Raw genomic sequence first — 18309 nt, forward strand, 5'->3', positions numbered from 1 at the left:
TCGCGGACTTTACCGCCGATCGGGATTTTCACCCTGCCCTGAAGACATCTGTGATTCAGTTGTTTTCAACTTCTATTATACGCACAGCCCCCAAAAAAGCAAGTCTAAAATCAAAAAAGTTTACGCACAAATGTTCGACAAAACATTGACTTGCCCTTTTGGATATACTACAATAAGCAAAAAGAGAGAGGGAGAAGGTCATGGACAGAGCCACCACCTGCTGCTTTACCGGGCACCGGCCCAATAAGCTCCCTTGGGGCGAGGACGAGCGGGCCCCCCGCTGTCTGGCGCTGAAGGCCCGGCTGGCGGAGCTGCTGGAGGACTGCTACCGGCAGGGCTACCGCCACTTCATCTGCGGCATGGCCCAGGGGGCCGACATGTACTTTGGAGAAGCGGTGCTGGCCCTGCGGGAAAAGCACCCGGACGTAACGCTGGAGGCGGCCATCCCCTGCGAGGAGCAGGCTGCCCGCTGGAAGGAACGGGACCGCAACCGCTATTTCGGGCTGGTGGAGCGCTGTGATCTGGAGACCATGGTGCAGCACCGCTATACCAGCGGCTGTATGCAGCGGCGCAACCGCTATATGGTAGATCGCTCCTCGCTGGTCCTGGCCGTCTACGACGGGATGCTGGGGGGGACCATGTATACCCTGACCTATGCCATGCGGCAGGGCGTGCGGGTGGTGACCATGGACCTGGACGGAACGATTGGCTGACAGGGCGGGTATCTGGATGTTCCGGATGCCCGACCTTTTGCATTTGCAAAAATAGCTTGACATTCTGCTTTTGCAGAGGTAAGATACGAGCACAGAGATTTCTGCAAATGCAAATATAGGAGGAACCCCAATGAGAGAGAGCAGACGGCTGCCGGAATCGGAGCTGGACATCATGCTGGTGGTGTGGAAGGAGGGGGGCGCGGCGACGGCCCCCGCCATCCTGGCGGGTCTTGAGCGGCCTCTGACGGCCAGCGCGCTGCACAGCTATCTGAAGCGGCTGGAGGAAAAGGGCTTTCTGACCTGCGTCAAAAGTGGAAAAGTAAATACCTATACGGCTTTGATCTCCCAGGCGGATTACCAGAGAAGCGAGGGGAGGAGCATCCTCCGCAAGCTCTACGGGGGTTCCCTGACCCGGTTTGCCGCCGCCCTCTATGACGAAGGCCCGGTGGACCAGCAGGAGATTGCCCAGCTCCAGGCCCTGCTGGAGGAGCTGAGGGGGGAAGCCCGGTGATCGGAGCCCTGTTTCAGCGGTTTGTTCTGCTGTCCCTGAGCGGTTCGATGGTGCTGCTGCCCCTGCTGCTTTTCGCCGGTCTCATCCAGCGGCGGTATCGGGCACAGAGCTGTGCGGTGCTGTGGCTGCTGCTGGCGGTGCGGCTGCTGCTGCCCGTCCGGGTGCCGCTGGAATTGCTGCGGCCCGCTGTGACTCTGCCCATGCCGGAGTATACCGCCATCATGCTGCCCCAGACACCGTCGGAGTCCGCACCTGCCGCTCCGGCGTCTGCCGCGCCGTCTGTGGGGGCCAAGCCCCCTGCGGCGGAAAAGGCCCCCACACGCTCCGCGGCGGAGCGGCTGGGGACCGTCTGGCTGCTGGGAGCCGCCGTCTTTCTGCTGGGGCAGGGGGCGGCCTGCCGCCTGACCCGCCGCCGCCTGATGCGAGGGGCGCGGGAGGACGCAGAGGACCAGGCGTGCGTGGAGCGACTCCGGCGAGAGCTGGGAGTCAAAGGGAACACGGCGGTCTGGCGAACCGCCTGGGCGGCCACGCCCCTGACGCTGGGGCTCCTGCGTCCGGTGATCCTGCTGCCGGAGGAGGCCCTCCCGGCGGAGCACCTGGAGCTGGTCCTGCGCCATGAGCTGCTCCACATCCGGCGGGGCGACCTGTGGTACAAGGCGCTGCTGCTGGCGGTTAACGCCGTCCACTGGTTCAACCCCCTGGTGTGGTGGATGGCCCGGGAGGCCGGGCGCAATTTGGAATATTGCTGTGACGACGCGGTGGTGCGGGGCCGGGATGCCGACTTCCGCCGCCGCTATGGAGAGGTTCTGCTGCATGCCGCCGGCGGAGGCGGGCCCGTGCTGTGCACTCGGTTCGGAGACAGCGGGACACGTCTGAAAGGAAGGCTGATGAATTTGTTTCAAACCAAGCGGACCGGGGCGGCCATGGTCTGTGTGGTCCTGGCCGGGGCGGTGCTGGCCGGCGGACTGGTCGCCTGTGAGAGCGCCGGAGCGGCGGGCTCCGGTGATCCCGCGGCCTCCGTGGCTCCGCCCGCCCCGACGGAGACGGCTCGGGCGGGGAAGGACCTGGTGCTGGAAAATGTAGTCCTTCTACACCTGGAAAATTCCGAAATCTATGTGCCGGTGAATAGCATGGAGCCCGATGTCATGTCTGCGGATACGATGGGGGAGGTGCTGGTGGACCGGAAACTGACCGATGGGACAGAGGTCGTGTGCTATTGGATGCCGGATAGTGAGTATACGAAATACTGGGCTATCCGGCAGGGAGACAGCTTGCTGCGGTTTTGTGTAGAGGACAGCGCTTATCAGGCAGGCTATTCGATAGAAGAATTTCAGAATGTGCTTGGGAAAAACGGGTTTCGGATTGAAGCACCCAGAGGAGCGGCCTATCAGGCCTATGATTATTATTACATAGACACAAACGGCGTGCCGAGGCTGCTGGCAGATTGCGCCAACTGGGTAGAAGAGCGTGATTCAAATGGTGACGGCGAAAAGGAACTGCTCTACTTTTATCATGGCGGAGCCTTGCCGTACTACTACTTTCGACAGGGTGACGTGATATATAAAGCGGATATAGAATCTCTGTGGCGGAATAGGTTTCCGGATTTCCAATTAGGGGCTAAAGCGCCGCCTTATGAATGGGCGGATAGAGGCTTGACGGTATATTACAGCAAAAAGATGGAGAATAGCTCGGTCGAACCGGAATTACAGAAAGCGTATCTGGACTTTACGGCTGAGACGATAGAGGCCTGGTTGGAGAAGGATGCTTCTGAGATCGGCTGCCAGTGGCCGGTACCGGAGAACTACCAGATCTCCGCCCTCTCTGGTTCCCGGGTTCACCCTGTCACCGGAGAGAAACGCGGCCACTCCGGCGTGGACATTGCGGCGCCGGAGGGCACCCCGGTCCTGGCGGCGCTGGGCGGCGTGGTGGTGGCATCCGGATTTGACGCCGTCTACGGAAATTATGTGGAGCTTACCCACGAAAACGGCCTTTCCACCCTCTACGCCCAGCTCAACGCCCGGGAGGTGGAAGAGGGCGATACCGTGGACCAGGGCCAGGTGATCGGCACGGTGGGCTCCACTGGCCAGTCTACGGGGGCCCATCTCCACCTGGAGTTCCGGGTGGACGGCGAGGCGGTCGATCCGCTGGCCTATTATCCCGAAAGGAACTTCGAATTCCCCTAATGGGCCAAAACGCCCTGCACCAAACGGTGCAGGGCGTTTTGCATATCCGTTACAGGGCCAGGATGGAGAGGGACTCGTCCTCGCCCACGGCCTTGATCTGGGTGACGGGGGTTTGATAGCTGTCGATGATCTTGGTGGCGATGGGGTCCTCCAGGTCCTTCTGAATCTGGCGGCGCAGGTTCCGGGCGCCGTAAGCGGCGGAGTAGGACTTCTTTACCAGGTAATCCAGTACGCTGTCGTCCCAGGTGAAGGTAATGCCCTTCTCCCGCAGGTTGTCGGTAAGCTCCTGGAGCATGATCTTGGCGATCTCCTTGAAGTTGTCCTCGGTGAGGCGGTTGAAATAGACCACCTCGTCCACCCGGTTGATGAACTCGGGACGGAGGAACTCGCCCAGGGCCTTCATGGCCCGGTCCTTGCTCATCTCGTTGGCGGTGCGGCCAAAGCCCACCGAGCCGGCAGACTTGTTGGCGCTGCCCGCATTGGAGGTCATGACGATGACGGTATTCTCAAAATTCACGTTCCGGCCCTGGGCGTCGGTAATGTGGCCATCGTCCAGGATCTGGAGCATGATGTTGAGCACGTCGGGATGGGCCTTCTCAATCTCGTCGAAGAGGACCACGCAATAGGGCTTGCGCCGCACCTTCTCAGTGAGCTGCCCGGCCTCGTCGTAGCCCACGTAGCCCGGGGGCGAGCCGATGATGCGGCTCACGGCAAACTTCTCCATAAATTCGGACATGTCCAGCCGGATGAGGGACTCGGGGGAGTTGAACATGTCCATGGCCAACTGCTTGACCAGTTCGGTCTTGCCCACGCCGGTGGAGCCCACAAAGATGAAGGACACGGGCTTGCGCTTGGAGGCAATGCCCACCCGGCCCCGACGGATGGCGGAGGCCACGGCCTTGACGGCCTCGTCCTGGCCGATGATATGGCTCTTGAGCCGTTCCTCCAGACGGGACAGGCGTTCATACTCCTGCTCCTGAATCTGGCTGGCGGGAATCTTAGTCCACAGCTCGATGACCCGGGCCAGGTGTTCCACTGTCAGGGCGGGGTCTCCCTTGGCGGTCAGCCCGTCCCGCTCGCCGGTGAGCTGGAGCTCCTGACTCTTGAGGACGGCCAGCCGCTGATAGGCCTTCTCGCTGGCCTGGTTCTCCAGCACGGCCCGCTCCTGGGCCACTCCGGCGAGCTGACGCTGGAGGTCGGCGATCCGGCCCTGCCGGACGCCGGGGTCCTCACCCTCCGCCGCGGGCATGGCCTCCAGCCGTTCCTTCTGCTGAAGCAGGGCGGCCTCCCGCTGCTTGAGCTTCTGGAAGGCCTCGCCGGACTTATCATTGGCGGCGGCCAGCATAACCTCCCGCTCCTTGGCGATGTCGGCCAGCTCCTTATCAATCTCCATAGTCCGGGCCAGAGCCTTGTTGTGGAGGTTCACATCGGAGGAGGCCTCGTCAATGAGGTCGATGGCCTTGTCGGGCAGGAAACGGTCGGTGATGTACCGCTCGGACATGGTGACGGCCAGACGGCACATCTCCGGCGCGATCTTCACGTGGTGATAGGCCTCGTAGTAGGGGGCGATACCCTGGATGATTTGGACGGCATCCTCGATGGAGGGCTCCTCCACGATGACCGGCTGGAACCGGCGCTCCAGAGCGGAGTCCTTTTCAATATACTTGCGGTATTCCGTGAGGGTGGTGGCGCCGATGACCTGAATCTCGCCCCGGGACAGGGCGGGCTTAAGGATATTGGCGGCATTCATGGAGCCTTCGGCATCCCCGGCCCCTACCAGGTTGTGGACCTCGTCAATGACCAGGATAATGTTGCCTAGCTTTTTGATCTCCTCGATGAGGCCCTTCATGCGGCTTTCAAACTGGCCGCGGAACTGGGTGCCCGCCACCAGGGCGGTCAGGTCCAGCAGATAGACCTCCTTGTCCATCAGCTTATAGGGCACGTCCCGCTGGGCGATGCGCATGGCAAGGCCCTCGGCGATGGCGGTTTTACCCACGCCGGGCTCACCGATCAGGCAGGGGTTGTTCTTTTGACGGCGGTTGAGGATTTGGACTACCCGCTCCAGCTCCTGATCCCGGCCGATGATCCGATCCAGCTTGCCGTCCAGGGATTTTTGAGTCAGGGAAATGCAATAATTTTCCAGAAACTTACGCTTGGGCTGGCGGGGCTCGGTCTTGCCGGGCTTTTCATCCCGGCTCTGCCGGGGCTGCTCGCTGGGCGTAGGCGCGGCGGACTCGCCGCCTCCATTGCCAAAGAGCTTATTGAGGAAGGGAAAGGTGGCGGTCCGGCCCTCGTCGTCCTCGTCGTCGTCCCCGCCGTCCTCCTGGGCCATCAGGCCCTCCATACCCTCGGCGCCGCCAAAGGCGGACATCATCTCATTGGTGATGCCCTCCAAATCATCGTCGGTGATGCCCATCTTCTGCATCATATCCTGAACGGGCTTGATGCCCAGTTCCTTGGCGCACTTGAGGCAGAGACCCTCGTTCTTGGTCTCGCTGCCGTCGATGCGGGTCACAAAAATCACGGCCACGTTTTTATGGCATCTGGAACAAAGCGTTGGCTGCATTATGGTTTCACTCCTTCGAGGGAGAAGGGCTTGATCCATTTCTCCCAGGTTACCGAATCTAACATGTAATTGTGAACTGGTGATGAATTTCGTATGAAAAACATTAAAACACGGTAGGATATCAGGCGCCCAGAATCAGGGTCACCGGATTGGTGGTCATAAAGAATTTGAGCAGACGGGTCTGATCCACGGCCTCTTCCGGTATGATGTTGCCCAGGTAGCGCAGGACCCATGCACAGACGAAGAGAAGGATGCACCCCTTTACCAGGCCCAGCAGGGCCCCGCCGGTCTTGTTGAGGGCGTGCAGGCCAGGCAGACGGGCCACCAGGTCCAGCGCGCGGCTGAGGATGGTCCAGAGGATGAGGATCAGGACGAAGGACAGGCCAAAGATCAGCATGTGGGCCACGCTGCCGGCAATGGAGGCCGCCACCGCGGCGGCGGCGCTGGCGGCCACCTCCGTCATGCCGGCCCGGACCGCCTTGTCCACGGCGTCCACGGCGCTCTGGTAGAAGCCCATGTCCTTAAGGACGTTCAGCACGTCCTGGAGGGGGAGGTCGTCCGGGGTCACCGCGCCGGCGGCACCGGCCGACCCGTCGGACTGCCAGGAGGCGCTTTGAATCTGCTCCTCCAGCCGCTGTTCCAGGGCGGCGGCAAATTTAGGCTCTAAGTACGCGGCCACCTTGGGGGCCATGATGTCTGAGACGGCGCTGGCGCCGATGAAGGCCACGAGGACGGCCAGCAGGCCGCACAGGGAGAGGAGCAGCCCACGCTTGGCGCCCAGCAGGGCAAACACGGCCAGAATGAGGAGAATGACGATGTCGAAGATGAGATAGGGCGTTGTCATAAAGATACCTCGCTGTTATTCGGGAATGAAGAGACGGGCGGTCTCCCCGGTGATGAGCCAGGCGGTGCCGTCGGAGCGGAGCACCACGTCCCGGGCTCCGCCGGTGGTGTCCAGAGAGGCGTAGAGCTCCAGATCGCGGGTGTAGAGATCCAGCCGTCCGGCGGTGAGCACCGCCACATAGCGGCCCGCCGCGTCCAGATCCAGTACTTGGTCGTCCAGCTCCAGAGCGGCCAGCTCCTGCCCGGCGGCGTCCACCGTCAGCAGGGTGGCGCCGGAGCCCGCCCGGTACTTGCCCAGCAGCAGGGTGGCGGAGCGGTCGCCCCCCAGGGAGAAGGCCTTGAGATAGCGGCCGCCGTAGTCGTACTGCCCCGCCAGGGAGCCGTCCAACTGGACGATGGAGAGCGCCTCATCGCCCAGGGCCCAGAAGGAATCGGCGTCGTATTTCAGGTCCAGCACAGCGCTGCCGCCCAGTGAACAGGAGGCATAAGGGGCGTCCTCATCCAGATGATAGAGGGCCAGGGCGCTGTCAAAGGCGTCGTCGGTCTGCCCGGCGGTGAGAACGGCTACGGTCCTGTTGTCGTCAGAGAGCAGGCCGTCCATCAAAAACCGGCTGGAAAGGCGGATGCTGACCAGCGGCTGATAAGACCCATCGTAGACGGTGACGGAGCCCTTATAACCGGGCTCCCGGCTGGTGACGGTGAGGCGTCCGGCGGCGTTGAGCCGGGCGGACAGGATCTCATGGCCCTGAGCGGCGCTGGTCTCCAGCACGGTGGACCGGTCGGACAGGACCCGCAGGGCGTAGCCCCCCGCGTCATAGACCACGGCCGCGCTGCCGGCTCCGTCGGCCACCGGGGTGGTGAGCAGGACGGATTCGGTGAGGTACTCCACGCCGCTGACGGAGAAGAGCCGGGCTCCGCTGGCGGAATAGACCAGCAGGTCGTCCCCCACGCCCAGGCAGCCGCCCTTGCCGCCGCTTTCCAGGCGGAAGGAGGTGGGCTGCCGGTCGTCGCCCGTCTCCAGCGTGCGGTAGGTGATGTAGCGCTTCAGGGAGTCGAGGTTGATCTTGTCCCGGAAAGCCACCAGCGCCACGGCGCCCAACACCAGGGCCAGGGTGAGCAGAAAGGCCAGCAGCCGCACCACGATATTCGGTTTTTTCGGAGGCGCGGGCTCCGGCCGCTTCAGTTCTTCCATGTTTATGCGCAAATCCCCCTGAATAGATTACAAAACATCTTCCTCGTACCACAGCTTGGTCATGTACAATCCGCCCGGAGGGACCGTAGGTCCCGCGGCAGTGCGGTTTCGGTTTTCCAGGATCTCGGTTACGGCCTCCGGCGGGAATTTTCCCTCGGCGGCGTAGACGCAGGTGCCCACCATGGCCCGCACCATATTATAGAGGAAGCCGTTGGCACAGACCCGGCACTCGATGAGGTCCCCGCTGCGGGCGATCTGGAAGTAGTGCACCGTGCGCACCGTGGATTTCACATTGGTGCCCACAGAGCGGACGGCGGCAAAGTCGTGGGTGCCTACGAAGCGGTCGGCTGCCGCCTGCATGACGGCCTCGTCCAGCGGCTTGGGGTAGAACCAGGCCCGATCCACATAAAAAGCGTTGCGGATGCGGGAGTTGTAGATACGGTAGGTGTACTCCTTTTTGAGGCAGGAGCCGATGGCGTTAAAGCCCTCGGACACCTCCGTCGCCTTTACCACCACGATGTCGTCGGGCAGGCGGGTATTCACCGCCAGCGGGATGCGGTCGCAGGGGATGGAAGAGGCGGTGCGGAAGTTGGCGATATAGGTCTCGGCGTGGACGCCGGCGTCGGTGCGGCCCGCCCCGGTGAGCTTCACCGGGTGGCAAACCACGGTGGCCAGGGCCTTTTCCAAGGTCTCGGCCACGGTGACGTCCCGCTTTTGGACCTGCCAGCCGTGGTAGGCTGTCCCGACGTACATGAGTTTCAGAGCAATATTTCTCGTCATGGAAACACCCTTTACCAGCCGAGATACCGCAGGACATACACTGCGGCCACCATGAAGAGGCTGCCCGCCAGGGCCAGATAGTCCCGCCGGACGAAGATGAGCTGCCGCAGGCGGGTGCGGCCCTCACCGCCATGGTAACAGCGGCACTCCATGGCGATGGCCAGCTCGTCGGCCCGCCGGAAGGCGGAGATGAACAGCGGCACCAGCAGGGGCACCAGGGCCCTGGCCTTCTGGAAGAGGTTTCCGGTATCAAAATCGGCGCCCCGGGCCTTCTGTGCGGACATGATCTTGTCGGTCTCCTCGATGAGGGTGGGGATAAAGCGCAGGGCGATGGACATCATCATACTGAGCTCGTGGACCGGCACCCGGAGCTTTTTCAGGGGCCCCAGCAGCTTTTCCAGCCCGTCGGTAAGCAGGATGGGGGAGGTGGTGTAGGTCAGCAGAAAGGTGCAGGTGATGAGCATGGAGATGCGAAGCACCATATAAATGGCAGCCCAAATGCCCTCCACGGTGATTTTGAGAAACTTCCACTGCCAGATGGGGTCGCCGGGGGTGTAGAACAGGTTGAGGATGGCGGTGAGCACGATGATGAAGAGGATGGGCTTCATGCCCCGCAGGATGGTTTTGAGCCGGACCCTGGAGATCTGGATGCAGACCGCCAGCACGGCCATCAGCAGCAGGTAGGAGGGCAGGCGCTTGGCGGAGAACAGGGCTACGATATACAAGACGGTAAAGAGCAGCTTGGTCCTGGGGTCCAACTGATGGATGAAGGAGTTTCCGGGAAAGTATTGGCCCAGGGTGATGTCCTTGAGCGCCATTTACACCGCCCCCTTCTTGCGCGCCAGCGCGGCCTGTACGGCAGCCCGGGCCTGGGCAATGGTGTAGACCGAGGGGTCCACGTCCGCACCCAGCTCCCGCAGGCGGTGGAACACCCGGGTCACCTGGGGGACGCCCAGTCCCATCTCCTCCAGCTCACGGCCGTGGGCAAAGACCTCCCGGGGCGTGCCGGAGAAGGGGATGCGGCCGCCGCTGACCACCACCAGGCGGTCCACGGTGCGGGCCACCTCCTCCATGGAGTGGGAGACTAGGATGATGGTGGCGTTTTTCGCCTCGTGGTAGTCGTGAATGTTGCGCAGGATGGACTCCACGCCCACCGGGTCCAGACCGGCGGTGGGCTCGTCCAGCACCAGGACGGAGGGCTCCATGGCGATGACCCCGGCGATGGCCACCCGGCGCTTCTGCCCGCCGGAGAGCTCAAAGGGGGACTTCTCCAGCGCTTCGTCGGGCAGACCCACGAAGGCGGCGGCGGAGCGCACCCGGCGGTCAATCTCCGCCTCGTCCAGTCCCATGTTCCGGGGACCAAAGGCGATATCCTGATAGACGGTTTCCTCAAACAACTGGTATTCCGGGTATTGGAACACCAGGCCCACCTGGAACCGGGTGGCCCGGGTGCGCTCTTTGGTCTCCCAGATATCCCTGCCCTCGAACAGCACCCGGCCCGAGGTGGGCTTCAGCAGGCCGTTGAGGTGCTGGATCAGGGTAGACTTGCCCGAGCCGGTCCGGCCGATGACGCCCAGATATTCGCCGCGATAGGCGGCAAAATCCACGTCCACCAGAGCGCCCTGCTCGAAGGGCGTGCCGACGCTGTAGACGTGCGAGAGCTTTTCCGTCTGAATGATGGGTTCCAAAGGAAATCAGTCCTAACATTATAAATGGTGCCTGTCCTTGCGGGGCGGGGGCCGTCAGGTCAAAAGCCGGTACAGGGCCTGGGCGCACTCCTCGACGCTCAGGGCGTCCAAGGGAAGCTCCAGACCGTCCTGGCGCAACGCGTAGCACAGCTCCACCGTCTCAGGGACGGTCAGGCCCACGGCCCTGAGCTCCTCCACGCGGGAGAAGACCGTCTTGGGGGCGCCGTCGGCCACCACATGACCGTCGGCCATGACCACCAGCCGGTCGGCCAGAGCGGCCTCGTCCATGTGGTGGGTGATGAGGACCACCGTGACGCCGGAAGTCCGGTTGAGCGCCTGGATGGTGTGCAGCACCTCACGGCGGCCCACCGGGTCCAGCATGGCGGTGGGCTCGTCCAGCACGATGCAGCGGGGCGCCATGGCGATGACCCCCGCAATGGCCACCCGCTGCTTCTGGCCCCCGGAGAGGAGATGAGGGGCGTGCTCCCGGTATTCATACATCCCCACGGCCTTAAGGGCGGCGTCCACCCGCTGGCGGATCTCCGCCGGAGGGACCCCCAGATTTTCGGGGGCAAAGGCCACGTCCTCTTCCACCACATTGGCTACAATCTGGTTGTCCGGGTTCTGGAACACCATGCCTACGGTGCGGCGGATGTCCAGCAGCCGGGCCTCGTCGGCGGTGTCCATGCCGCCCACCCACACCTTGCCCCCGGTGGGGAGCAGGATGGCGTTCATATGCTTGGCCAGGGTGGACTTGCCGGAGCCGTTGTGGCCCAGCACGGCCACGAAGGAGCCCGCTTCGATCTCCAGATCCACTCCGTCCAGCACGATGGGAGCCAACCCCTCGGTGACGGCATAGGAGAAGCGCAGGTCTTCGGTTTTGATGATGGTGCTCATGTTCGCTGCCTCGTTTCAGGTCGGTCGTGCGGGCCTTAGCCCGCCATCCAGCGGCCGGTGGCTCCGCAGGGGAGGGCCAGCCCGCTCTCGGTGACGGGCAGCCCCAGCTCGTCGCTGCGGGTGCGGCCGCCGTATTTGGGGGTGATGAGAGATTCCAAAATGTAGGTCAGCACCGACGGGGCCAGCCCGGTGGTGTAGGAGTTGATGAGGAAGAAAAGAGGCTCGTCAGAGAGCACCCCCGCCACCAGCTCCACAAAGGGCCAAAGGCTGTCCTCCAGCTTCCAGACCTCGCCGGAGGGGCCGCGGCCGTAAGAGGGAGGGTCCATAATGATGGCGTCGTACCGGCGGCCCCGGCGGATCTCCCGCTCCACAAATTTGGCGCAGTCGTCCACGATCCAACGGATGGGGGCGTCCTCCAGGCCGGAGGCACGGGCGTTGTCCCGGCCCCAGCTCACCATGCCCCTGGCGGCGTCCACATGGCACACCGAGGCTCCCGCCGCGGCGCAGGCCACAGTGGCCCCGCCGGTGTAGGCGAAGAGGTTGAGCACGGAGATGGGCCGCCCCGCCCTGCGGATCTGCTCCATGGCGAAGTCCCAGTTGGCGGCCTGCTCGGGGAAAAGACCGGTGTGTTTGAAGTTCATGGGCTTGACCTGGAAGGTGAGCTCCCGGTAGCGTACCTGCCACTGAGCGGGCACGTCCTTTTTCTCCCAGGCGCCTCCGCCGGTGGAGGCACGGGCATACCGGGCGTCCGGCCGCCGCCACAGCGGGTTGTTCCGGGGTGTCTGCCAGATGGCCTGAGGGTCCGGCCGCACCAGGACGTGTTTTCCCCACCGCTCCAGCTTTTCCCCTCCGCCGCAGTCGATGAGCTCATAATCCCGCCAGCCGTCTGAGACCCACATAGCCTGTCCTCCTTAGAACCGCAAGAATTCCATACTAAAACTAATGTATTATATCACCCCGGTTCCGGCCCGTCAATTTCAAATCGGAGGATTCGACGCTCCTCTTGGGATTTTGCGGAAAAGATTGTGTTTTCGCCTGTGCTGTGCTAAAATTTATCCACAAGTGCAGAGAGAGAGGTGTCGCATATGAGCGCTCCGGAATATTCCTTCCGCAGCGCGGCTTTCGGCGGCTTTAACCGCCGGGACGTGCTGAACTATATCGAGTCCTCCGCCCGGGCGTACCGGGAGAAGGTGGCCGACCTCCAAGGGGAGCGGGACCAGGCGGTCCAGAGCGCCCAGACCGCCGAGGCCGCAGCGCAGGAGGCGCAGGACCGGATCGGAGCTCTGGAGGCGGAGCTGGCCGCCGCGAAAAAAGCCCTGTGCCAGAAGTCCGGGGCTTTGGAGGCGGCGGAGACCGCGCTGGGCCGGGAGCGGGCGGATCTGGCCGGGCTCCGGGAGGAGCTGGGCGGCCTGCGGGGCCAGGTGTCCCGGATGGAGATAGGCGCCCGGGCCTATGAGGAGCTCAAGGACCGCACCGCCACCATCGAGCTGGAGGCCCACCAGCGGGCTCGGGCCATTGAGAAAGAGGCGGAGGAGAAGGCACGCAGGGCCCGGGAGGCGGCCGAGCAGCTTTTGTGCCGTATCCGCTCCGGTTATGAGCGGCTGCGTACCGATGTGGATGCCACCATTACCCACGCTTCGGGGGAGCTGGGGCGAGTGGATAAGGCCCTGGAGTGCGTCAAGGCGGAGTTTGCCGAGCACGATGCCGCACTGGAACAACTGCTGCTCTCCTACCAGGAGGAGAGCGGCGGCCGGAAGGCGCTGGAGCCCCTGCCGCTGGAGGAGAGTTGAGCCATGTGAGCGTACCGGGGCGCCTGTTTACGCGCCGGGCCTGGAGGTGGCCTTCCCCCGCTGGCCGGTGCTGGAGCCCTCCTTCCTGTATGGGGGCTTTCCGCCCAAGGCTCTGCGGAACAAATTCCTTTTTATCAATGATGTAGGGGCTTATCTGGCAACGCTTGACAAGGCAGAAACCTTAACAGGAAAGTGCTTTATTCCCGCCCATGCCCCCACCGTGGAGGACAACCGGCTACCATGGGAGCGTGCCTAACTAGTAAAGGAAAACAGCCTGCATGTTGCTGCCGCAACGCGCAGGCTGTTTTTAGGGAACCTGAGAGAAAGGCCATACCAGGAGGGGAGGCGTGCCGGGGTATTTCCGGAGGATTACGGCCTGGATGGCAGCGGATGCGCCTGGGCCCCAGCCCTCTTTGGGAGAGGGGACCGTCCCCTCCACAGCGTCCCCGATAGCGATGTGGGCGCTGGCTGCACCTCCGGTCGCGATGTGAGAGGCCGTGGCGGGATTGCCTGAGGCGGTGACGCCGCGGGCCCAGTGGACTCCATATTGCCCTAGGTTAATGTGGATCAGGGGGCAGGCTGAAGAGAATGCGGCTGCTTTGGTATTCGTAGTGCCAGCCGGGCAGATAGACGGTCTGAACGGGCGGCGCCTCCTGTCGGGGCGGCTCTTGTTCCGCTCCAGTCATGAGATAGTCCAGCGATACGCCGAAAGAGCGGCCCAGCGCGGCCGATTGTCCATGTCCTGACCACCAAGAAGTGCGTTCAATTTGACAACTGCCGGTTGTGCCGGGCTTTTTTCAAGTACATGAAGTGAAGCAGGATACCGATGAGGGCCAGAAAACCGATGTAGCCGCAGATGGGGTAGACGACGCTTACTACATTTTTGAAGCCGAAGATGCTGCCCACAAAGGCCAGGATGCACAACAGCGCGGTAAAGCGTTCGGAGCGGAGCTGCGCACCGGCCCGGAGCTGCACCCGGGTGGTGATGGCGTAGAGGCTGGAGAGGGCGGCAGTGAACATACCGGCAAAGAGCAGGACAGCGTAGAGGAAGCCCAGCACCGGCGTGAGCTGGAAGGCCAGGGCCAGCATGGGCAGCTCGGCATGAGCGACCACATCGGGGTACAGCGTCATGGGCAGGAGGATGCACGCGAAGATCAGTGTCAGCAGGAGCGCGCCCAGGCCCAGCCCGCGGTGGATGGTTTTCCGTTCCCCCGTGCCTTCGGTGAGGGGCACCAGAATAGAGACGGCCGCCATCATGTTGTAGGAGATAAAGGAGAGGGCAGAGAAGAACCAGTTTCCCAGTAAAGGATTTCCACTGGACAGAGGCTTCATCTCCAAGGGTGCAGGGGAAAGGGTGCAGAAGGCGGCCACACCGATGGCGATAGCGGCTGCTACCAGCAGAGGCACCACCAGACTGAAGGAGGCCAGCAGTCCGGCGGCGCCGGCCAGGGCCACTGCCAGCACCAGCAGGGAGATCAGGGCGTCCCCAGCGACGGCGGGCAGACCAAAGACCTGCTCCAGCAGGGCCCCGGCCCCGGCGAGCATGGCCACCATTACGTCAAAAAGGAAGAAAAGGAAGACCCCCTCCACAAAGAGCCGGAGCCAGCGGAGGTCTCGATAGACGATGATGTGGTCGAACTCGGTCCGGCCGGTCTCCTGCGCGATCTCCATGACCATCCGGCTGAACCCTACGAAGGCCAGGATGGCCAGCGCCATACCCACCAGCCCAAAGCCCCCAAAAACGCCAAAAAATTGGAGCAGTTCCTGGCCCGAGAGAAAGCCGGCCCCCAGGAAGCTCCCGGTAAAGACCACGGCAATCTGGCGGGCGGATATTGGTTTCATATGGTACCCCCCTTGAAAGACAAACTGCGGCGCCGGAACAGGCCGGTGCCGCAGCGCACGGAATGACTCAGGTTCGGCCGATGTCGGTCCGGAAATGAAGATCGGTAAAGGATATGTGCTTTGCGCTGTGATATGCACAGGTGATGGCGGATTTCAACGCAGGTCCGACCGCAGTGACACCCAGTACCCGGCCGCCGGAGGTAAGGATGCGCCCATCCTCGGCCCGCTTGGTGCCCGCATGGAAGACCACCGCGGTCTCGCCTGCCTCTTTCAGCCCGGTGATGGGATAGCCGGTCTGGTAGTGGCTGGGATAGCCCCCGGAAGCCAGCACCAGGCAGCAAGCGGCGGACGCCTTCCAGCGAATTTCCAGCTTGTCCAGGGTGCCGTCATGGCAGGCCAGGAAGATATCCATCAGGTCGGTATCCAGCAGGGAGAGGACCGCCTGACACTCCGGGTCTCCGAAGCGGGCGTTGTACTCCACTACCTTGGGGCCGTCGGGGGTGAGCATCAGACCGAAGTAGAGGACGCCCTGGAAGGGGCGGCCCTCGGCCTTCAGCGCCGCCATGGTGGGGAGGAAAATCTCCTCCATACAGCGCCGGGCGACCTCGGGGGTGTAGCCGGGAGCGGGGGAGATGGCTCCCATACCGCCGGTGTTGGGGCCCCGATCACCATCCAGGGCTCGCTTATGGTCCCGGGAGGAGGGCATGGGCACCAGATGCTCCCCGTCGGCAAAGCAGAGCACCGTCACCTCGGGACCGGTCATGCACTCCTCAATGACCACCTTAGAACCCGCCGCGCCAAATTTGCCGTCGGCCATCATGCTCCGGGCAGCCTCCTCGGCCTCGGACACAGTCTGCGCCACCACCACGCCCTTGCCCAGGGCCAAGCCGTCCGCCTTGACCACGATGGGAGCGCCCTGGCGGCGGATGTAGTCCAGAGCGGGCTCCAGCTCGGTAAAGGTCTCGTACCGGGCGGTGGGGATGTGGTATTTGGCCATCAGGCCCTTGGAAAAGACCTTGCTGGCCTCGATGACAGCGGCGTTTTTCCGGGGGCCGAAGGCAGGGATGCCTTTGGCCTCCAACGCATCCACCATACCCAGCGCCAGCGGGTCGTCGGGCGCGACCACGACGAAATCCATCTCATGGGCGGCGCACCAGTCCACCATGGCGTCCACGTCTGTGGCCTTGATGGGGACACAGGTGGCCAGAGAGGCGATACCGCCGTTGCCTGGGGCACAGTAAAGCTCTTTCACTTTCGGGCTTTTGGACAGAGCCCAGACGATGGCGTGCTCTCGGCCGCCGCCGCCCACCACGAGGACTTTCATAGGATACCTCCATTCAGGATATCAGCAGACTCAGCAGATAAAGGACTGCCATATGGACGGGATAGAACCAGTAAAAAAACCATTTGCCGCTGCGCCCCGTGCGGCCGTTGTAGCGGGCCAGAAGGGGGAGCGCAGCCCAGGAGCAGAGCAGGCACAAAAGCTGGTAGGGGAGGTAAAAGCTGGTGAACCAGGGGAGATAAGACGAAACATTTTCCCAGATACGATCGGTCAGCGCCAGCTCCAGTGGAAAGTGGACCAGATAGGTGGCCGCCATGGCCAGCCCCAGGCAGAGCAGGCGCCGGTCCAGACGGGGACCGCAGAGGAAAAGGGCCACCACGGCGGCCACGCCTGCGCCGCCGTAATCCACGTGGAAGAGCTGGCCCAGCAGGACCAGAGCGGCGGCGGGGAGGAGGGCGAAAAACGGATGCAGGCCCCGCTCCCGCAGCAGGCGGTAAAACCAAATTCCCAGGGCGGCAAAGAAGAAGGTGGCGATGACACTACCGCTCTGCCCGCCGGTGGCGATCAGGGCTACCACGTGAGTCAGCGCGCCAAAGAGCCCCAGGCGGAGCAGGTAGCGGCGAAAATCATGGGTGTGCAGGCAGCCCTCAGCCACAAAGAAGGCAAAGATCGGGAAGGCCAGGCGTCCCGCGTACCGGAAGAGATGGTACAGCAGATCATCGGCGCCTGCGACCGCCGCCATGGGGGCAAAGAGCATGCCGACGTGATCGATGACCATGGATACGCAGGCCAGGTATTTGAGCTGTGTACCGGTCAGGCCATTCCCGTGTTCCTTCATGGGGCTGTTTTAATGGTGGAACAGCCGGGCGCCGGTGAAGGCCATGGCGATGCCGTATTGATCACAGGTGGCGATGACATGGTCGTCCCGGATGGAGCCGCCGGGCTGGGCGATATAGGCCACGCCGGACTTTCGGGCCCGCTCTACGTTGTCGCCAAAGGGGAAGAAGGCGTCGGAGCCCACGGACACGCCGTTTTGGGTGGCGATCCACTCCCTGCGCTCGGCGGGCGTCAGGACCTCCGGCCGGACCTGGAAGGTGTTCTGCCACACGCCGTCGGCCAGCACGTCCTCATACTCGTCGGAGATGTAGATGTCGATGGCGTTGTCCCGGTCGGGGCGGCGGATGCCCGGCACAAACGAGAGGCCCAGGACCTTGGGGTGCTGGCGCAGGTACCAGTTGTCCGCCTTGTTGCCCGCCAGACGGGTGCAGTGGATGCGGGACTGCTGCCCCGCGCCCACGCCGATGGTCTGGCCGCCCTTGGCGTAGCAGACCGAGTTGGACTGGGTGTACTTCAGGGTGATGAGGGAGACCAGCAGATCTCGTTTGGCCGCCTCGGGCAGGTCCTTGTTGGCGGTGACCAGATTGGACAGCATGGCGGCGTCGATCTTCAGGCTGTTGTGGCCCTGCTCGAACCAGATGCCGAAAATCTGGCGGCGTTCGATCTCTGACGGGACATAGGATGGGTCGATCTGGATGACATTGTAGCCGCCCTTGCGCTTGGTCCGGAGAATCTCCAGGGCCTTGTCGGTGTAGCCTGGGGCGATGACGCCGTCGGAGACCTCCAGGGCCAGATAGCGGGCGGTCTGCTCATCGCAGGCGTCGGAGAGGGCGCACCAGTCGCCGTAGGAGGACAGCCGGTCGGCGCCCCGGGCCCGGACATAGGCGGAGGCGATGGGGGACAGGTCCATTCCCTCGGCAAAATAAATCTTCCGCTCCAGGTCGGTAAGTTCGCTCCCCACGGCGGCGCCGGCGGGGGAGACGTGCTTGAAGGAGGCGGCGGCGGGCAGGCCGGTGGCCTGTTTCAGCTCCTGGACTAGCTGCCAGGAGTTAAGGGCGTCCATAAAATTGATGTAGCCGGGCCGTCCGTTGAGGACCTGTAAAGGAAGTTCTCCCTCCTGCATAAAGATGCGGGCGGGCTTTTGATTGGGATTGCAGCCGTATTTGAGTTCCAGTTCGGTCATGA

At 63.1% G+C, this 18309-nt stretch carries 16 protein-coding genes; 4 read left to right on the top strand and 12 right to left on the bottom strand.

Features of this window, described 5'->3' with window-relative positions:
* Positions 1-200: 200 nt before the first annotated feature.
* The 3 genes from B3H64_RS03520 (at position 201) to B3H64_RS03530 (ending at position 3407) form a co-directional block, all read left to right on the top strand.
* Complete coding sequence (locus tag B3H64_RS03520) at positions 201-713, top strand: SLOG family protein (RefSeq protein WP_050618174.1); 513 nt, start codon at positions 201-203, stop codon at positions 711-713.
* Between the two features lie 130 nt (positions 714-843).
* On the top strand, positions 844-1224 hold the full coding sequence (locus B3H64_RS03525) for a BlaI/MecI/CopY family transcriptional regulator (RefSeq protein ID WP_050618175.1): 381 nt from the start codon (positions 844-846) through the stop codon (positions 1222-1224).
* On the top strand, positions 1221-3407 hold the full coding sequence (locus B3H64_RS03530; RefSeq protein ID WP_286732981.1) for a M23/M56 family metallopeptidase: 2187 nt from the start codon (positions 1221-1223) through the stop codon (positions 3405-3407). Before B3H64_RS03525 ends, B3H64_RS03530 begins: the two co-directional genes overlap by 4 nt.
* A 49-nt stretch (positions 3408-3456) precedes the next feature.
* Here the strand turns inward: B3H64_RS03530 and B3H64_RS03535 are convergent, their stop codons facing one another.
* The 8 genes from B3H64_RS03535 to B3H64_RS03570 all read right to left on the bottom strand — a co-directional run bounded on the left by B3H64_RS03535 (position 3457) and on the right by B3H64_RS03570 (position 12272).
* Positions 3457-5973, bottom strand: a complete 2517-nt coding sequence (locus B3H64_RS03535; RefSeq protein ID WP_286732984.1) for an ATP-dependent Clp protease ATP-binding subunit — start codon at positions 5971-5973, stop codon at positions 3457-3459.
* A gap of 121 nt (positions 5974-6094) precedes the next feature.
* On the bottom strand, positions 6095-6817 hold the full coding sequence (locus B3H64_RS03540) for a CvpA family protein (protein ID WP_050618178.1): 723 nt from the start codon (positions 6815-6817) through the stop codon (positions 6095-6097).
* A gap of 15 nt (positions 6818-6832) precedes the next feature.
* A complete protein-coding gene (locus B3H64_RS03545; protein ID WP_050618179.1) occupies positions 6833-8008 on the bottom strand; it encodes a DUF5711 family protein in 1176 nt (391 codons plus the stop codon).
* 27 nt (positions 8009-8035) lie between these two features.
* Positions 8036-8788, bottom strand: a complete 753-nt coding sequence (truA, locus tag B3H64_RS03550) for a tRNA pseudouridine(38-40) synthase TruA (protein WP_050618180.1) — start codon at positions 8786-8788, stop codon at positions 8036-8038.
* Between the two features lie 11 nt (positions 8789-8799).
* On the bottom strand, positions 8800-9606 hold the full coding sequence (locus B3H64_RS03555) for an energy-coupling factor transporter transmembrane component T family protein (RefSeq protein ID WP_050618181.1): 807 nt from the start codon (positions 9604-9606) through the stop codon (positions 8800-8802).
* On the bottom strand, positions 9607-10476 hold the full coding sequence (locus B3H64_RS03560) for an energy-coupling factor transporter ATPase (RefSeq protein WP_050618182.1): 870 nt from the start codon (positions 10474-10476) through the stop codon (positions 9607-9609).
* Positions 10477-10530: 54 nt separating this feature from the next.
* Complete coding sequence (locus tag B3H64_RS03565) at positions 10531-11373, bottom strand: energy-coupling factor transporter ATPase (protein WP_286732994.1); 843 nt, start codon at positions 11371-11373, stop codon at positions 10531-10533.
* Between the two features lie 35 nt (positions 11374-11408).
* A complete protein-coding gene (locus B3H64_RS03570) occupies positions 11409-12272 on the bottom strand; it encodes a class I SAM-dependent methyltransferase (protein WP_286732997.1) in 864 nt (287 codons plus the stop codon).
* 186 nt (positions 12273-12458) lie between these two features.
* On the opposite strand from B3H64_RS03570, the gene B3H64_RS03575 reads away from it, so the two are divergent.
* Complete coding sequence (locus B3H64_RS03575; protein WP_050618185.1) at positions 12459-13163, top strand: hypothetical protein; 705 nt, start codon at positions 12459-12461, stop codon at positions 13161-13163.
* 762 nt (positions 13164-13925) lie between these two features.
* Here B3H64_RS03575 and B3H64_RS03585 read toward each other — a convergent pair.
* The 4 genes from B3H64_RS03585 to B3H64_RS03600 form a co-directional block, all read right to left on the bottom strand.
* The gene (locus B3H64_RS03585) at positions 13926-15005 is read right to left on the bottom strand and encodes a hypothetical protein (RefSeq protein ID WP_050618186.1); all 1080 of its coding nucleotides are present in this window, start codon (positions 15003-15005) and stop codon (positions 13926-13928) included.
* 67 nt (positions 15006-15072) lie between these two features.
* Positions 15073-16329: a phosphoribosylamine--glycine ligase gene (gene purD / locus B3H64_RS03590; RefSeq protein ID WP_050618187.1), complete on the bottom strand. Its 1257-nt coding sequence runs from the start codon at positions 16327-16329 to the stop codon at positions 15073-15075.
* A gap of 13 nt (positions 16330-16342) precedes the next feature.
* Complete coding sequence (locus tag B3H64_RS03595; RefSeq protein WP_286733003.1) at positions 16343-17125, bottom strand: TraX family protein; 783 nt, start codon at positions 17123-17125, stop codon at positions 16343-16345.
* 9 nt (positions 17126-17134) lie between these two features.
* Positions 17135-18307, bottom strand: a complete 1173-nt coding sequence (locus B3H64_RS03600; protein WP_286733005.1) for a phosphoribosylaminoimidazolecarboxamide formyltransferase — start codon at positions 18305-18307, stop codon at positions 17135-17137.
* Between the last annotated feature and the right edge of the window lie 2 nt (positions 18308-18309).

It is taken from the genome of Intestinimonas sp. UBA1698 (assembly GCF_002320075.1).
Taxonomy (GTDB): domain Bacteria; phylum Bacillota; class Clostridia; order Oscillospirales; family Oscillospiraceae; genus Intestinimonas; species Intestinimonas massiliensis.

Coding starts and splice junctions, on each gene's coding strand:
- B3H64_RS03520 (WP_050618174.1), top strand. CDS start 201: ATGGACAGAGCCACCACCTGCTGCTTTACCGGGCACCGGCCCAATAAG.
- B3H64_RS03525 (WP_050618175.1), top strand. CDS start 844: ATGAGAGAGAGCAGACGGCTGCCGGAATCGGAGCTGGACATCATGCTG.
- B3H64_RS03535 (WP_286732984.1), bottom strand. CDS start 5,973: ATGCAGCCAACGCTTTGTTCCAGATGCCATAAAAACGTGGCCGTGATT.
- B3H64_RS03540 (WP_050618178.1), bottom strand. CDS start 6,817: ATGACAACGCCCTATCTCATCTTCGACATCGTCATTCTCCTCATTCTG.
- B3H64_RS03545 (WP_050618179.1), bottom strand. CDS start 8,008: ATGGAAGAACTGAAGCGGCCGGAGCCCGCGCCTCCGAAAAAACCGAAT.
- truA (WP_050618180.1), bottom strand. CDS start 8,788: ATGACGAGAAATATTGCTCTGAAACTCATGTACGTCGGGACAGCCTAC.
- B3H64_RS03555 (WP_050618181.1), bottom strand. CDS start 9,606: ATGGCGCTCAAGGACATCACCCTGGGCCAATACTTTCCCGGAAACTCC.
- B3H64_RS03565 (WP_286732994.1), bottom strand. CDS start 11,373: ATGAGCACCATCATCAAAACCGAAGACCTGCGCTTCTCCTATGCCGTC.
- B3H64_RS03570 (WP_286732997.1), bottom strand. CDS start 12,272: ATGTGGGTCTCAGACGGCTGGCGGGATTATGAGCTCATCGACTGCGGC.
- B3H64_RS03575 (WP_050618185.1), top strand. CDS start 12,459: ATGAGCGCTCCGGAATATTCCTTCCGCAGCGCGGCTTTCGGCGGCTTT.
- B3H64_RS03585 (WP_050618186.1), bottom strand. CDS start 15,005: ATGAAACCAATATCCGCCCGCCAGATTGCCGTGGTCTTTACCGGGAGC.
- purD (WP_050618187.1), bottom strand. CDS start 16,329: ATGAAAGTCCTCGTGGTGGGCGGCGGCGGCCGAGAGCACGCCATCGTC.
- B3H64_RS03595 (WP_286733003.1), bottom strand. CDS start 17,125: ATGAAGGAACACGGGAATGGCCTGACCGGTACACAGCTCAAATACCTG.
- B3H64_RS03600 (WP_286733005.1), bottom strand. CDS start 18,307: ATGACCGAACTGGAACTCAAATACGGCTGCAATCCCAATCAAAAGCCC.